Source organism: bacterium (assembly GCA_022616075.1).
Classification (GTDB): domain Bacteria; phylum Acidobacteriota; class HRBIN11; order JAKEFK01; family JAKEFK01; genus JAKEFK01.
This window is the reverse complement of the sequence record JAKEFK010000256.1, coordinates 1-14,508: the sequence shown is the minus strand read 5'-3', so window position 1 is coordinate 14,508 and position 14,508 is coordinate 1. Positions and strand designations below refer to the sequence as shown.

Here is a 14,508-nt window from a genome sequence, read left to right as displayed (position 1 = left end):
TCGACGATGCACTGGGGCATCGACTGCGTCGCGGCGCCTCGCATCTGCCTGCCCGGCGCTCGCGCCATATGTCATCATATTTATGGGAAGGGACACTTAGCCAGAAGTTTTTCCAATATTCTCAGAAACTCGTTCGGATCGTAAGGCTTTGATAGGTAGGAATAGAAAGCGGGGTCAATATCAATCAGATGCGGAAAATCCGCTCTCGAGTAAGCGGTCAAAAAAAGGATCGGAACTTTTTTCAAGGTTTCATGAATCTGAATCGCTGCATGGATTCCGTCCAGAGTGCCTCCCAAATGAACATCCATGATGATTAAATCAGGACCGACGGCTCTGAAATTCTCAACGGTTTCTTCTGCAGACGATAACACTTCGATCGCTTTGTATCCTTTAAGTTGGAGAATTTCCTTAATATTTTCAGCAACCAGCAGCTCATCTTCGACAATCAATATTTTGGGCTGTTTCGCTTTTGCATTTTTCCACTCCTGATGGTTCCGTGGAGGGGACCCCGGCTCCGTTCCATTGGTCGACCGGGCGAAATTTCGATAAATCATGGGAATTCCTCCTGTGCGGGGGAACTCGGAAAGTCGATTGTAAAACTGGTGCCTTTGTTCAGACGTTGATGAACAATTTCTGCATGAATTTGTTTCGACAGAAGTTTCACGATGCGAAACCCGAAGCTTTCCGCGGTTTCAAAATCAACAGGAAAGGGTATTCCGGATCCATTATCCGAAATTCGAACTCTTGTTAATTTGTTTTCACCTTGTATATTAATTTCAATCAGTCCATTTCCTGAAGGGTAGGCGTACTTCAGAGAATTTGTAATCAATTCACTGAAGATGAGCCCAAGCGGGATGGCTTTGCTGATTGGTAAATGGCAGGGTTCCCCGGTAATTCGAAGCTCGATTCTCCCGTCAGCGGCGTAAGACTTGAACAGTTGCTGCGCCAGACTGTGCAAATAAACGTTCAAATCCAGTTCATCGAGAGTCCCTGTTTTGTATAGTTTTTCATGAACCAATGCCATAGCGCGAATGCGAGCAATTGTATCCTTAAAGGCCGCAGCCGTGTCCTGGGACATGCTAGGTAGGGATCTCGAACGCAATTCCAGCAAGCTGGATATCACCTGAAGATTGTTTTTTACACGATGATAGACCTCTTGAAGCAATACGTTCTTTTGCGCCAAGGCGTTTGAAAGCTCGTTGAGCAAGCGGTTCTTCTCTTTCTCACTCTCCTTACGAGCGGTTATATCTCTGGCAATTGCTGAAGCGGCAATGACTTGTCCGTTTGAATTCATGACAGGGGATACGGTAAGGGAAACATGCACCAGAGTTCCGTCCTTTCTTCGTCGAACTGTTTCATAGTGTCTGATCCGTTCTCCTTTTGCTAAACGGCTCATGATTTCCGGCATTTCATCGATTCGGTCCGGCGGCGCAATTGTAGAGATGTGCTTGCCGATGATTTCGTCAGCAGTGTAGCCGTAAAGTTGCTCCGCCCCGGCATTCCAGCTAAGGATGATGCCATTCATATCCTTTGAGAGAATGGCATCGTCGGAAGAATCAATGATCGATGCGAGAAAATCTCTGACATCAGCTTGATCGGAATTCATATGAACCATGCAGTATGGAATATAGGATTGCTAATAGTTTAGATTCAAGGGATACCAGGCGAGAATTCAGCAGTTGAATACGAAAAGATCTATTTCTACTGATTGAGCCTGAAGGCCTCCGATATCCGTGGCAACGATCTTTAACTTGACTTGATGGTTGTGCCGTCCGGAAGTCGCGGCATCAAAACGCGTGGTTACGGTGGTTCCGCTTGGCACATTACCCAGTGCGGGGCTCATGCCTCCGTGTTCACCGGTGCTGAGGGCCGCCCCCCAGATGACCTCGTCATCGTTGGGGTCCGTCAAGGTGAACACGATATCGGCTTTGCTCCCGACGCAAATTACCTGCGGTTCTACTCTAAGATTCACAATTCGTGGAGCGGAAGGAGCGACATCCGAGTTCTTTCCACAGCCCAGAAGGAGAAGCAAAGTAAAAACAGGCAAAAGGATTCTGTAGCAGAGAGAGAATTTTAACACAATACGGAGCGCAGGCGTCTCGTTTTAGTTGGAGCGCGGACTTCCAGTCCGCAAAAATCTGTTCGTTCGACAAGCATTTGCGGGCAAGATGCCCACGCTCCTTCTAGGACCCGCTGGCCTGCCTTGCTACTTCTCCATTGGAAACAAATACACGAGCCATCGATCGGTGCGGTTTCGCCAGCTGCCCCAGCCATATCCTTCATGCGTTTCTCCGCCAGCAGGAGAGTAACCGTTCTCTTTCAGGTAAGCAAAGAACGCTTTATTGGCTTTTCCCAGATCCCAACCGCCTACGTAAGAACGGGCGTCATAGGATCCCCAGTCCATATAGATTCGCAATGGATTCTTCTTGCCGGCCATCTTTTCCTTTAATACTTTTTCCACATCGAGCACCCACATGGATTGAGTCGCAATGGAGCTGACGAGCTGGGGGTAATGTGTTCCAATGTAAAAGGCGTCTGCGCCGGTGTCCAGCGTTCCATAGAGCGCGCGATGTTTCGCGTCTTTTTGAGTTCGATAACGTCCATCTACAAAGGGTATCAGCTCCACCGCAATGAATTTCGTTCGCTGATCCGTTTGCTCCAGAACGGTCGAGCGAGTTCCTTCGGGCATCTTCAATTCCGTAACCAAAACGACGATCACAGGTTTAACCGAAGATCCGATCAAGTTGTCCAGCGTGTTCTGGATGAGTCCCTGTTTTCGCGCGAACTGGCCGTCAAGAGCGTAAATAACAGGATAGGAATTCTTTGACGCATCATAACCTGCGGGAAGATACACATCGAATTTCATCGATGCGCCCTCTATTTTCTCACTCTTAAGCTCGTGCGATTCGAATTTTCCTTTCTTTTCCGGCGCAGGTTCTTTCAGATGATCCGGTTCCTTCCATTGAGGCATGCCGATCCAGGACATGGGATTCCCTCTGCGGTCAGTCGTGGCTCTTGGATTGTGAGGATCCGCAATTGTTTCTTCGTAATTGCGAACGTAACGGTAATTGATCCGTGCGTCTGGCTCTAATGTAGTCGTGTAGTAGAAGAGATCGGTTCCGGGCAACCTTTTCATCGGCTCTTCTTGCTGTTGTCCCAGCAGGTCGCCTGTAATGGCAACGTCCTCAGCTTCGCCCCGGTACAGAAATGTTATACGGTTCGAAGATTCGATCAAGGGGATCTCTTTTTGTGAAGCGAAGAATTGATCCACCTGTTCTTTCTTATCCGTTGCTTTTTCCAGATCATTCAAGAACGCAGCAAATCGCGAATCGGCGGGAAAATCGACCGTCATCTTTTTGCCGGTTACGGGAGCGGCTTTTGAGCTGAGTTCGATGCGCGCAATTTCGCCGTGACTCCGCGAAAAAATTGCGTTGTCGGCATAACTAGGAGAGGTCCAGGAAATATTGTCGAAGAGCTTCACCTGATTTGTTTCGATCCAGCCTTCCGGTTTGGCAAAACCAACATGCAAAATGCCGGTCTTCGTTTGAACAACCAGGTATCCATTGACAAGTAGTGTAAAACCATCGCCAACGGCGCGGGTCCTCCACTTTGTTTGTCCATTCGACGCATCCACACACGTGAAAATTCGTCCATTAAATCCGTAGAAATGGCCTTTGAAATATACCGGAGGATCGTAACTGTTCTTAAAAACTCCGGCCGCCCAGATTTTTTCAATGGCGATCGTTCCATCCGCTTTGGAAATCAGCCGCACCATCTCCGAACTATCCTCTTTCGTTCGAAGCAAAAGTCTGTCTTCATCCAGAGGCACCGGCACAAGGATGGTCGCGGCATCGTCACCACCATGATCGTACTCAAACAATTTTTTTCCGGTTTCCGGCTCAATCACAAAAAGCTTTTTATCGCTTACGGCTAGAACTCTCTCTTTGCCGGAAATCTTCATCAAAATGGGAGACTGATAGTTCACCATGTCATCCCCAACGGACCATTTCAATGCGCCCGTCTGAACATCAAAACCTGCTACTGCTTTTCCTTTCTCTCCGCCAATTTGCAATACGACTACGCCGTTCGATCCGACTGGAGACGATGTGTAACCGTAAAACGGACTCCGGCCTCCATTTTTGTTGATGTCTACTGTCCACAGTTGCTTTCCCGAATTCGCATCAATTGCAACAAAATTTCCATAAGCGCTCAAAGCGAATACCTTTTCCTGATAGAGCAGAGGTGTTGCAATCGGACCATCGTGAGAACCATCATGTCCGGTGTAAAGCGGAGAAATCTTGTGACGCCAGAGTTCTTTGCCGGTACGTGAATCGAATGCAACAACCAGATCGCTTTTCCTATCTGTAAAAGCCGTAACCGCTTTGCCGTCGGCGATAGAAATACCAGAGTACCCGGCGCCCCCTTTGGCGCGCCAGGAGACGATCAATTCACCTGTCTCCGGTTTAAAACCTTGACTTGAAATGGTTCCGTCAAAGTTTGGGCCACGGAAACCGGGCCAATCCTCTACTGCGCAGGATGGAGCCACACAGACGATCAGTTGAAAAAAGGCAAGCACGGTAACGCATAGGATTCCTTTGGGTGACATCATTGATTCCTCCGTCGATGCATTCGCAAACAGTATAGGAGCGTTGCTATTTGAGAGAATCCAACTTGACGCGATGAGGCTTTTCTTCCATTTGAGATCTCGAAAAAACGGTACGAATAGGCGGATGAGGTGCCCCACAAAAACGTGCCTTTATCCTTTTCCGGCGGTCAAAAACATGCGCGGGCTTTGCGCGGTGTAAGGTTCTTTTCGATGCCCTCCTTCTATTTGGAGAAGGCGGAGTCCGGCTTCTCGCAACATCAGCTCAATTTCAAAACGAAAAATGGGCCGCCAGTACAGTGAGTATTGCCGCCTTTTCACAAATCCTTCCGGAGTAATTTCATCGTACCAGCCGGACAATTTTTGCTTGTGATCCGTTTCAAATGGACCTGTAATGAAAAAGCGTGTATAGGTATTGCCGGTGCTGCGGTCCCTTCTTGTGAAAAATGGTTTCGGAACAGGATCTCCTTCCAGATCCAGTTGAAGAGGATTCACAATGTCGATCAGCAGTCTTCCATCCGCCGCTAAATGAGATGCAGCCGAATGCAAAACGGCGCATTGCTGCTCGAAATCGGGTATGCAAAGGAGACTGTTAAAAGCGATGATGCAAGTTTTAAAACGTTTTTCTGTCAGCGAAAGACGTGTGATGTCCTGCTCAACCAAAGTCACTCGACTGCGAACAGCTGCCTCTTCATTTTCCAGAGCAATTTTGAACTTCTGTAACATCGCCGGACTGATGTCAACGCCTGTAATTCCGAAGCCGTCACGCGCAAGTGGAATTGCGACGCGTCCCGTCCCGCAGCAAAGTTCCAGGACAGGTCCGCCCGTTATTTTTGCAAGCTCACGGTACCTTTCAATATCGAAAGCGAGTCCCTGGTATTCGGTGATCGCATCGAAATTCTCTGGAAACAGCGTGTCAAAAGGGGACGGATAGTCGCTGTCGTAGTAATAAATAGAAGTATGGTTGTTTTCTAATCCCGGATTCATCTGCACCTCGTTTTTGTTAAGTTGAATTCCTCCATGGAATGAAAGAGTTTGTTTCGTAATTTGATATCTGTCATATTGATTAGATAATAATATAACATAAGAACGAAAACAAGCATTTAGCGGCAAAAACTTCGTTCTATCTTGGCGACTTGGCGTCTTGGCGCTTCATGAGACGAACCATCAGCTTTCGGTTTCTTGAATAGGCGAGCTTTTCAGGACAGGCACCGCAAAACCAACGCAGCCGTAGACGCTGCAGCGTCCATTTTCCATAAAGCAGGTCTGGTGGTGATACGTATGACAACTGGAACACTTGACCAGCGTTGCCAGTTCATTCAGCTCACTTTTGCAGAAAGGGCATTCCACTTCGGCAGCGGAGCGATCCGATACATGCAACTGCAATGGACGGGGCCGTTGCGACCAATCGTAAATCATCGGCCGGGCACGATTTCGAAGATAGAAATTTCTCGGATGTTGCAGGTGAATTTCCAGTTTGAATATCATCATTTTGGTTTGTGATTCGCCGCGCGGCGGTCGCATTGAAATGCGGACTGGCATTCCGTTCCAAACACCTTTTAATGCTACCCAAACCGGCCCAGGTGCTCCTCACATTGGTTATCCCAAGACGTTCCAGATACGTTTTGAAATAGTCACCGATCTTCCTGTCTCGAAGGTGAAGGAAAAAAATGGGAAGAGCGGTCGCGCTAAACGTCACGATGATTGCGATGATCGCATCCAATTCCATTGTTAATGGCAAGAATACTGCGGCCGGTATGTCCGCGCCACATCGTTCTTAGGATTTCTTCGCTTTTGATTTCCTGCGTACAGAGGAAGAGGAGTCTTGCCTGCGGAAGCCATAAGCCTGTTCCAGGCGAAAGATCGCTTCATTGTTCAGGCTGCGCCTGTTCTCGTGAGCGCTTTTCTTGAGTTTCGAATACAGTTTCGCAGGAACCCCTTTCAGATTTAATGCCGGCATGATGCCAATATTATACCAAAATGAACCAAAATGAACCGAAACGGTTCAGAACGGTCCAGAATGGTTCAAAACGGTATCAAAATGAACCGTTTTAGCATCACCGTAGAGACGCAAAGGAAAAGAGATCAGAAAATCATAATCAATTAATTCTCTGCGTCTCGGCGTCTCTGCGGTGATGCTTAAGGTTCTACTTCTGAGACTTCCCGTGGAGCGAGACTATCCAGGAATTGTCTTGTCTTATCCGGATCAAATTTGGGGTCTCTGGATTCGATGCACAAAAAGAACCGGTCCCGGGTCGCCAGAGCAAAACGTTTCACATTAAAGAGCGGGTGATAAGGTTCCGGAAGTCCGTTCAAGGCGAGCATACCAAAGACCGCGGTGAGGGCAGCCAGCAGAACGGTGCACTCAAACGTAACAGGAATAAAAGCAGGCCAGCTGTTAAATGGTTTGCCTCCAATGTTGATCGGGTAATAAAGGACCGCGATGTAGTACTGCAGAAAAAATCCGCCCAGACACCCTAGAATTCCGCCGATCAATACAAGTAGAGGTAAGCGCGAGTGATGAAAACCGATTGCTTCCGAAAGTTCCTCAATAGGGAACGGCGAATAGGCATCCATTCTGCGATAACCCGCTTCATACGCTCGCCGGGCTGCGTGAACGAGACTCGTGGGATCATCAAATTCCGCCGCCAATCCATAGAGCGAATGTTGTTTCATTTTTCCTCGCGCACTTCCGCTTCCGGAACCAGCGTTCTCATTTCAAAAATGGAAATCATGGGCAACACGCGTATAAAGAGGAACAACAACGTCAGGAAGAGTCCGATGGTGCCAACATAGAAGGACCAATCGTATTTCGTGCCGGAATACATACCCCAGGAAGAGGGTAGAAAATCTCTATGCAAACTCACCACAATGATCACGTATCGTTCCAGCCACATTCCGATATTCACAATGATCGAAATAATAAATAGAGAAATGACGTTTCCGCGAATTTTAGGGAACCAGAGCAGTTGAGGGATGACCACATTACAAACGATCAAAGACCAGTACATCGAAGCATAGGGGCCTTTGAACCGGTTCATGATCATGAATTCTTCGTATTCATTACCGCTGTACCACGCCATGAAAGTCTCCATCATGTAGCCGTACGCTACTATCAAGCCTGTGGCCAGCATAACCTTCGCCATGTTTTGCAAATGGCGCATTGTGATGAAACCCTGCAGCCCGTACATGGCGCGTATCGGAATCGCCAGCGTTACGACCATCGCAAAGCCGGAATAGATCGCACCCGCGACAAAGTATGGCGGGAAAATTGTTGTGTGCCATCCGGGTATGATGCCTGTGGCAAAATCGAAACTAACAATTGTGTGCACGGATACAACGAGTGGTGTGGACAAACCGGCGAGCAAGAGATAAGCCGTTTCATAACGATGCCAGTGCCGCGCCGAACCTCGCCATCCCATTGCGAGAATTCCGTAAAGGATTTGTGATGCGCGATGTTTTGCGCGATCTCGCAGCGTAGCAAGATCAGGAATCAATCCGACGAACCAGAATAGAAACGAGACTGTCAAATAAGTTGTGATTGCAAAAACATCCCACACAAGCGGGCTGCGGAAATTAGGCTGAATTCCCATAGTGTTCGGGTAGGGATACAGCCAGTAAAAAAGCCAGGGTCGCCCAAGGTGCATTAATGGAAAGAGTCCGGCGCAAGCGACCGCGAAAAGAGTCATGGCTTCTGCGAAGCGGTTGATCGATGTGCGCCATTCCTGCCTTAACAGCAAAAGGATTGCAGAAATCAAAGTTCCAGCGTGTCCGATTCCGATCCACCAAACGAAATTAACGATGTCGAATCCCCAACCTACAGGAATGTTGACGCCCCAGATTCCAACTCCCTTAAAGAGCTCGACAGTGATCGAATACAACAATGCCATGGTAAGCAGGAATACGACTCCAAAACCAATGAACCATGCGAGAGGCGTTTTCTTGGTCAGTACAATCGAGCTGATTTTGTCTGTGATCGAAGCAAATGTGTAGCCCGGCGCAATGATGGGTACTTCTTTGGGTTTCTGTTCTAGCGGTTCTTGATGATCCATGGCACTAGAACGTTTATACCGCATTCGATGAAAAAATCAACGAGAAAGGCACATACGCTATAATATGGAACCATGACTGTCACAGAACGACGCGCTCGCGAAAAGGAAGCGCGAAGAAGCCAGATTCTGGATGCTGCTCGCGAACTTTTCTTTGACAAAGGTTTTGAAGGGACGACTGTTGAGGATATCGCTGATCGATCCGAGCTTTCCAAAGGAACCATTTACCTTTATTTCCCAAGTAAAGAGGAAGTTTATGTATCCATCATGCTCGAAGGTTCAACAATTCTTTACGAAATGCTCAAAGAAGCTGCCTCAGTAGATCTTCCCGCAGACGATGTACTGCGACGCATGGGTCACGCTTATTACCGTTTTTATCGCGAATACACAGGATATTTCCGGATGCTCTTTCTTTACTATTATTCTTCGCTGGAAATCCACAAGAAAATTTCAACTGAGCTATGCAGGCGCTGCGATGAAAGAGCAATGCAATCGATTAACCTGGCCGCTGAGATGATTCAAAGAGGTGTCGACCAGGGCCTTTTCAAACCATGCAATTCTCTTGATTTCGCAATTCTTAGCTGGACCTGTCAGAATGGGATTATCTTGTTAGGAGAGAAAGGGGAGGATCGGCATTTGAATTTGCCGACTTCTTCTGAAAAGCTTCACGAATTGTTTCTGGAGTCCATGATCGTTTCGTTGAAGGCCGGAAGCTCAAACTGAAAAAGAATTTTCTCTTCGGGATTCTGTTACCCCTCTTGATCAGTTTCCCTCAATGTTCCAAACCGAATCTTCCTCAGGTTGGACAGCAAGCGCCCGAATTCACTCTAAAAAATCTAAAGGGTGAGAAAGTCAAACTTCAGGTCCTGACGCAAAAGGGAATGGTTCTTGTGAATTTCGCTGCCTCCTGGTGTGCTCCGTGTAAGCAAGAAGCTGCAAGGCTAAATTGGATTCATCAGCGCGGACTAACAGTGGTTAGCATTTTCGTAGAGGATCCGGCGCCCGCGGTGATTTCATTTATGAAAAAGCACAATGTTCAGTATCCGGTCCTGTTGGATTCCGAAGGCCGCGTTGCGAGACGATATGGGTTCATCGATTTTCCAACGAACATCCTGATCAACGAGCAGGGCAAAATTCATTTTCTGAAAACCGGAATCATCGATGAAAAAATGGTGGCAGCGATAATGAAATGAAGCTCAGCGGCCGCGGGCTTGTTCGCCTCGCAGAGTCATGCAGGTTGAGCTTGCTTTCGCGACCAGACTTCCTTTAGCATCCATGATGGTGCATTCCACCAGTCCAACCGTGCGGCCTTGACGAACCACATTCCCTTCGGCTCGCAAAGAAGCGTTCCAGACCGGTTTCAGGAAGTTGATCTTCAGCTCCAGTGTGGTGAAAGTTTCGCCTTCACTCAGTGAACTCGCATAGGCCATGCCCATGGCGGCATCAGCAATATCGCACAGAACTCCGCCATGGAGCGTTCCCATCGGATTCCTGTGGCGCTCATCCGCTTCCAGCGTAACTACCGCGCGACCTGTCTCAATGGATTCGAGTTTGAAACCGATCAGCTCTGATACGGGGGGTCGTGGTATTTCCCCCCTCACTATTTTCAGCGCTATCTCCAGCATCGTTGCCATAGGTCACTTACTTTACCACGAACTTTTACAATGTCGTCGCCACGTTGGTGGTAGGGGCGGCCCTTGTGGCCGCCCGGCGGGCGGGGACAAGCCCCGCCCCTACTACGAACTTTCCCGAGATAAACCTCGTCTATTTAGCCGATGAAGAGTGATACCATAGTCTCAATCATGGGATTGGAGAAAGAGAACAAGTTCAAGGAAATGCCGAACGATGGCATTGGCGCGCTCGGAACCGTGTTTGCGCTGATCGTTGGATTTTTTGGTGTAATCGCGTTTTTTGTTTCCCTGATGGTAAATATCGATGAAAACCCGGCCGCGGCAATGCTGGGTGGTATTGTTCTATTGCTGTTTGCTGCTACTTACATTTATTTCACGCGGATCCGTCAAAAGAAAGGTGCAACAGACTCCGCCAATGTTAAACGGCTGGAAGACCGCATGGAAAATCTCGAAGCGCTCATCTGCAGACTGGACCGTGAGTTAAACCAGCAGCTGGAACAATCGCTTATGCTGACGAAGCCCGGCCAATTCCAGGGTGGCATGAGTCAAATGCAGACTTCTCTGCTGAGCGTTACTTCCGCGCTGGAAGAACGTTTTCAGATACTTCGTGAACTGGGACACGGCGGGATGGGCGTTGTGTTGCAGGCTTACGACAAACAGTTGAAGGAGCAGGTTGCCATCAAGGTTCTTTCGCCACTTGTCGGACGCAACCCGGAAGCCATTGAGCGGCTTAGAAGAGAAGTGTCCGCTGCGCGAAGAGTCACGCATCCGAATGTGATTCGAATTCATGACGTTTCAGAAGCGGGCGGTCTTTCTTATATTTCCATGGAATATTTCGAAGGTGTGAACTTGAAAGAGTATATTCGCCAGAACGGTCCGCTTTCCATTGTGCGTGCTTTCCAAATCATGGATCAGATTGCGGATGGATTGGAGGAAGCGCACAGGAACGGAGTGATCCATCGCGATTTAAAGTCACAAAACGTAATCATCAATCGCGCAAATCAAATCAAAATCATCGACTTTGGACTTGCGCGAAGCCAGCATCTGGATGGCATGACCGCAACCGGTTTGATTATGGGCACACCGGAATACATGTCACCTGAGCAGGTTGCAGGAAAGAGTGTAGATGAACGATCCGATATTTACGCGTTCGGCATCATTTTATATGAGCTTCTCACCGGACGGGTTCCTTTCACTGGGGAGTCCGCGATTTCGATTGGTTTCAAACAAATCAAGGATGATCCGCCAACGCCACGCACTTTCAACCCCGGGATCCCGGAAGAACTGGAACGGGTCATCCTGAAAGCGCTGAACAAGGATCCGCTGGAGCGCTATCACAGCTGTTCCGAGTTGAAGCAGGAGCTGCAAAGAGCTATGCAGAGTCCAGTGCGCTTTGTACCGCCGGCTTCCAGCCGGCAAGACATAGCAGAGCTCGAAGTTTCCGGCCGGCAGGATGCCGGCGTTACAAAGCGCTAATTTGACAAATATCAGCGACATTTGATATAAGATCTGGTTCGTTTGGGAAAACGGTGCGATTCCGTTGCAGCCCCGCTACTGTGTTTCCATTGTTTCGACGATGGATCAGTCAGAGACCAAAAAGGAGCCCACTTCGGGCCGCCTTCGCGGGAAGGAAGATCAAAAATTCCTTCCAACGAAGTTTTCATCTTTTACAATTTATCACCGCAGAGAACGCGGAGGGCGCTGAGATAAGATGCCTTCTTCTTTTTCTTTTGTCTCAACGGACTCTGCGTGCTCTGCGGTGAGACTCGAAACCAGGTTTTGCTTTCAAGGGAAAACGGTGTGAATCCGTTGCAGCCCCGCTACTGTAAGCGAAACGAAATCTGCGGAAAAGGCCACTGTTCGTTTTAACGAATGGGAAGGCGCAGAAAGTAGATAGTCGCAAGTCAGGAAATCTTGGGCAGAACTCATAGCCGCCCCCTTCCGATGGGGACAGGAGGAAATGTCATGCGGCGTCTCTTCATTTTTTCTCTTCTCTACACTTTTCTAACCTTAAGCTCCGTCTGTTTTGCTCAAGACGAGCAGCAACCAGCCGATCCCGATCAAGAAATCGAATATGAGATCAGCGTTACAGCCGATCGTCTCGAAGAACCGGTCAAAGAAAAAACGGATTCTGTCACCATCATCACGCGAGAGGACATTGAACAGCAGCAATGGCGTTACGTTGTCGATGCTCTTCGCGAGGTTCCAGGTCTTACTGTTGTTCGAAGCGGCTCTCCTGGAAAAACAACTTCACTGTTCCTGCGCGGTGGCAACTCAGAACAGGTGTTGGTGCTGATCGATGGTGTTCAAATCAACGATCCCTTTTTCGGGGGCGTTGCCATCGAAGAAGTTACAACGGATAACGTTGAACGAATTGAAATCGTGCGTGGGCCGCAGAGTCCGCTTTACGGGAGCGATGCGATGTCAGGAACGATCAACATCATTAGTCGAAAAGGAGAAGTCGGCACGCAGGCAAGTGCTTCTTTTGAAGGTGGCAGCTTTGAAACGTTTCGTGAAAAAGCCGGCATCCTGGGATCGAGCGGCAGAGCGAGTTACTCCCTGGCTTATTCGCGTCAGGATTCACAGGGACAATTCGAGAACGACGAATTCCGGCAGAACAATTTCTCGGGAAACACCAACTTTGCCTTCAGTGACACGACTGAGCTTTCGGTAAACGCTCGAGTGCACGATTCACACACCGGAATCCCTTTCAGTTTTGCCGATGTAGTCTCACCGCTTCGCAATCAGGATACTCAGCTAACAGTGATTGGGACCTCGCTGCGGCACTCTGAGGGAGAATTCGTGAATTTAAAGACCCATTTTTCCTTCACGCATTTTGATTTCCTGTTTGATGATCCTGACGACGTGTTTTTCGGATTTTCTGAACATACCTCCAGAACATTTCAGGCGGGACTTCAAAATGATTTTCAAGTTTCAGAGAACGATACGGTGACGGTTGGATATGAGTTTGAGCAACAGGGGATCGATGCCCACGATAACAACGGCCCTATTCCGGATCTGAATGATTTTGACACAACGATTCATGCCATATATGCGCAGAACAAATGGGAGAGCGCGCGTTGGATCCTCACTGCCGGATTGAGATTTGATCATCACAATACGTTCGGAGACACGGTGAACCCCAGAATCGCGGTCGCTTACCGCCTGGAAAATGACTGGAAGATCCGCGCAAGTTTTGGGACCGCTTTCCGCGCGCCCACTGCAGGGGATCTGGCTTTTCCGTTTTTCGGAAATCCCGATCTGGATCCGGAAGAAAGCAAATCCTGGGAGCTGGGTGTTGATCATTACTGGAATGAGACTGCTGTGTTTTCCGTTTCTTATTTTAGAAACGATTATGAGAATCTCATCAGTTTTGATGAAAACTTTGTTGCTGCGAATGTCGCGGAAGCAAAGAGCCAGGGATTGGAATTATCCGGTTCAGCGCGCCATGACCATTGGAATTTCACAGCCTCCTACACGTTTTTGGACACTGAAGATGAAATTGAAAATCATCAACTGTTTCGGCGTCCGCGTCATTCGGGGAGCGTGAGAGTCGGATACGAAACCGGTAAATGGGGCGCAAGCTTTCATGTTCTGGCTGTGGGCGAAAGACTCGAACAGGATTTCAGCACCTTCCCGGCAGAGAATGTATTGAATCCCGGCTATGCCAAAGTCGATCTGGCAGGCAACTACCGCGTAAACTCCTGGCTGAAATTGCACGGCCGGATCGAAAATCTTTTAGACAAAGAATACAGCGAAGCTCTAACCTTCCCGGCGTTGGGAATCGGCGCCTATGGCGGCGTAGAGTTCGGTTTTTAAGGAGGTGCGGGATGAGCATCTCCACAAAGAAGGGAGACACCGGCCGAACGAGTCTTGCCGGTGGACCAAGAGTTTCGAAGAGCAGTTTAATAGTTGAGGCATATGGCACGATCGATGAGCTGATCTCATCGATCGGCGCTGCTCGCTCCATTTGCAAGGACCGCGAGATCGAGGAACTTGCAAAAGAGATTCAGCGTGATCTTTTTCTTGTGAGTTCTGCAATCGCTACGCCTCCGGACAAAAAAGTTCCGCCGATCCCAAGTTCCATCGTTGAGGCATTGACAGTGCGAGTGCATCTTTTGGAAAAAGTAAAAGGAATACTTTCGGACTGGTCCATTCCTGGCGAGCATCCAGTTTCTGCCGCTTTTGATGTTGCAAGAACTGTTTGCAGGAGGGCAGAGAGGGA

The 14,508-nt window shown here is 48.6% G+C and carries 15 protein-coding genes and 2 riboswitches; of the genes, 5 read left to right on the top strand and 10 right to left on the bottom strand.

The features are described 5' to 3' along the window. Positions 1–80 precede the first annotated feature (80 nt). The 9 genes from L0156_21200 to nrfD all read right to left on the bottom strand — a co-directional run bounded on the left by L0156_21200 (position 81) and on the right by nrfD (position 8,655). Positions 81–554 (bottom strand): response regulator, encoded by a 474-nt coding sequence (locus L0156_21200; protein MCI0605509.1) that lies wholly within the window; start codon positions 552–554, stop codon positions 81–83. Beyond that, a complete protein-coding gene (locus L0156_21195; protein ID MCI0605508.1) occupies positions 551–1,606 on the bottom strand; it encodes a PAS domain S-box protein in 1,056 nt (351 codons plus the stop codon). Before L0156_21195 ends, L0156_21200 begins: the two co-directional genes overlap by 4 nt. A 66-nt stretch (positions 1,607–1,672) precedes the next feature. Then, positions 1,673–2,047 carry a hypothetical protein gene (locus tag L0156_21190; protein ID MCI0605507.1) on the bottom strand — a complete coding sequence of 125 codons (375 nt, stop codon included), beginning with the start codon at positions 2,045–2,047 and terminating at the stop codon, positions 1,673–1,675. Between the two features lie 159 nt (positions 2,048–2,206). Beyond that, the gene (locus tag L0156_21185) at positions 2,207–4,609 is read right to left on the bottom strand and encodes a PQQ-binding-like beta-propeller repeat protein (GenBank protein MCI0605506.1); all 2,403 of its coding nucleotides are present in this window, start codon (positions 4,607–4,609) and stop codon (positions 2,207–2,209) included. Between the two features lie 147 nt (positions 4,610–4,756). Next, positions 4,757–5,590 carry a methyltransferase domain-containing protein gene (locus L0156_21180; protein MCI0605505.1) on the bottom strand — a complete coding sequence of 278 codons (834 nt, stop codon included), beginning with the start codon at positions 5,588–5,590 and terminating at the stop codon, positions 4,757–4,759. Between the two features lie 180 nt (positions 5,591–5,770). Further along, positions 5,771–6,094 (bottom strand): hypothetical protein, encoded by a 324-nt coding sequence (locus L0156_21175; protein ID MCI0605504.1) that lies wholly within the window; start codon positions 6,092–6,094, stop codon positions 5,771–5,773. Positions 6,095–6,380: 286 nt separating this feature from the next. After that, the gene (locus L0156_21170; protein MCI0605503.1) at positions 6,381–6,563 is read right to left on the bottom strand and encodes an Arc family DNA-binding protein; all 183 of its coding nucleotides are present in this window, start codon (positions 6,561–6,563) and stop codon (positions 6,381–6,383) included. A gap of 179 nt (positions 6,564–6,742) precedes the next feature. Next, on the bottom strand, positions 6,743–7,279 hold the full coding sequence (locus L0156_21165; protein ID MCI0605502.1) for a DUF3341 domain-containing protein: 537 nt from the start codon (positions 7,277–7,279) through the stop codon (positions 6,743–6,745). Further along, complete coding sequence (gene nrfD / locus L0156_21160; protein ID MCI0605501.1) at positions 7,276–8,655, bottom strand: polysulfide reductase NrfD; 1,380 nt, start codon at positions 8,653–8,655, stop codon at positions 7,276–7,278. Before nrfD ends, L0156_21165 begins: the two co-directional genes overlap by 4 nt. Before the next feature lie 72 nt (positions 8,656–8,727). On the opposite strand from nrfD, the gene L0156_21155 reads away from it, so the two are divergent. Beyond that, positions 8,728–9,375, top strand: a complete 648-nt coding sequence (locus L0156_21155) for a TetR/AcrR family transcriptional regulator (GenBank protein MCI0605500.1) — start codon at positions 8,728–8,730, stop codon at positions 9,373–9,375. 35 nt (positions 9,376–9,410) lie between these two features. Then, positions 9,411–9,845 (top strand): TlpA family protein disulfide reductase, encoded by a 435-nt coding sequence (locus L0156_21150; protein MCI0605499.1) that lies wholly within the window; start codon positions 9,411–9,413, stop codon positions 9,843–9,845. Between the two features lie 3 nt (positions 9,846–9,848). Here the strand turns inward: L0156_21150 and L0156_21145 are convergent, their stop codons facing one another. Beyond that, complete coding sequence (locus L0156_21145) at positions 9,849–10,286, bottom strand: PaaI family thioesterase (protein ID MCI0605498.1); 438 nt, start codon at positions 10,284–10,286, stop codon at positions 9,849–9,851. Positions 10,287–10,427: 141 nt separating this feature from the next. Between L0156_21145 and L0156_21140 the strand changes: the two genes are divergently transcribed. The 3 genes from L0156_21140 to L0156_21130 all read left to right on the top strand — a co-directional run. Beyond that, a complete protein-coding gene (locus L0156_21140; GenBank protein ID MCI0605497.1) occupies positions 10,428–11,759 on the top strand; it encodes a serine/threonine protein kinase in 1,332 nt (443 codons plus the stop codon). 2 nt (positions 11,760–11,761) lie between these two features. Continuing rightward, positions 11,762–11,899: riboswitch (cobalamin riboswitch) on the top strand. Positions 11,900–12,070: 171 nt separating this feature from the next. After that, positions 12,071–12,198, top strand: a riboswitch (cobalamin riboswitch). A gap of 50 nt (positions 12,199–12,248) precedes the next feature. Further along, positions 12,249–14,102, top strand: coding sequence for a TonB-dependent receptor (locus tag L0156_21135; protein MCI0605496.1), 1,854 nt, complete (start codon positions 12,249–12,251; stop codon positions 14,100–14,102). An 11-nt stretch (positions 14,103–14,113) separates the two neighbouring features. Then, the coding region (locus tag L0156_21130; protein ID MCI0605495.1) for a cob(I)yrinic acid a,c-diamide adenosyltransferase at positions 14,114–14,508 on the top strand (395 nt) is incomplete at its 3' end.

Excerpts from the sequence above, each read along its gene's own strand:
- L0156_21140 (MCI0605497.1), top strand. The coding sequence starts at position 10,428 with ATGAAGAGTGATACCATAGTCTCAATCATGGGATTGGAGAAAGAGAAC.
- L0156_21200 (MCI0605509.1), bottom strand. The coding sequence starts at position 554 with ATGATTTATCGAAATTTCGCCCGGTCGACCAATGGAACGGAGCCGGGG.
- L0156_21175 (MCI0605504.1), bottom strand. The coding sequence starts at position 6,094 with ATGATGATATTCAAACTGGAAATTCACCTGCAACATCCGAGAAATTTC.
- L0156_21180 (MCI0605505.1), bottom strand. The coding sequence starts at position 5,590 with ATGAATCCGGGATTAGAAAACAACCATACTTCTATTTATTACTACGAC.
- L0156_21170 (MCI0605503.1), bottom strand. The coding sequence starts at position 6,563 with ATGCCGGCATTAAATCTGAAAGGGGTTCCTGCGAAACTGTATTCGAAA.
- L0156_21185 (MCI0605506.1), bottom strand. The coding sequence starts at position 4,609 with ATGATGTCACCCAAAGGAATCCTATGCGTTACCGTGCTTGCCTTTTTT.
- L0156_21195 (MCI0605508.1), bottom strand. The coding sequence starts at position 1,606 with ATGAATTCCGATCAAGCTGATGTCAGAGATTTTCTCGCATCGATCATT.
- L0156_21165 (MCI0605502.1), bottom strand. The coding sequence starts at position 7,279 with ATGAAACAACATTCGCTCTATGGATTGGCGGCGGAATTTGATGATCCC.
- L0156_21135 (MCI0605496.1), top strand. The coding sequence starts at position 12,249 with ATGCGGCGTCTCTTCATTTTTTCTCTTCTCTACACTTTTCTAACCTTA.
- L0156_21145 (MCI0605498.1), bottom strand. The coding sequence starts at position 10,286 with ATGGCAACGATGCTGGAGATAGCGCTGAAAATAGTGAGGGGGGAAATA.
- nrfD (MCI0605501.1), bottom strand. The coding sequence starts at position 8,655 with ATGGATCATCAAGAACCGCTAGAACAGAAACCCAAAGAAGTACCCATC.
- L0156_21155 (MCI0605500.1), top strand. The coding sequence starts at position 8,728 with ATGACTGTCACAGAACGACGCGCTCGCGAAAAGGAAGCGCGAAGAAGC.